A 201-nucleotide genomic window follows, 5' to 3' on the forward strand; every position below is an offset into this window, starting at 1 on the left:
TATAGTCAGTTCAAAACAAAAGTGTTATGGCTAGGACAAACATCATAAAATAATTTGGATAAGTCATTTTCCATCCACCCTTGGCGTAGAAACTTTACTTGTGCCCACTTCTTTTCAATAGGGTTCAAGTCTGGGCTGTACGGCGGCAGCCATAGGATACGATGACCATGCCTGTTCAGTAATTTTTGGATACGTCTACTC

Annotated in this window: 1 protein-coding gene; it reads right to left on the bottom strand. The window is 40.8% G+C overall.

Features of this window, described 5'->3' with window-relative positions:
* Positions 1–5 precede the first annotated feature (5 nt).
* Positions 6–201 (bottom strand): transposase (locus ACT3RN_RS16450; RefSeq protein ID WP_444518923.1); only part of this gene is annotated, 196 nt, incomplete at its 5' end.

This window comes from Psychrobacter sp. AOP5-GZ1-6 (genome assembly GCF_052376345.1).
Taxonomy (GTDB): domain Bacteria; phylum Pseudomonadota; class Gammaproteobacteria; order Pseudomonadales; family Moraxellaceae; genus Psychrobacter.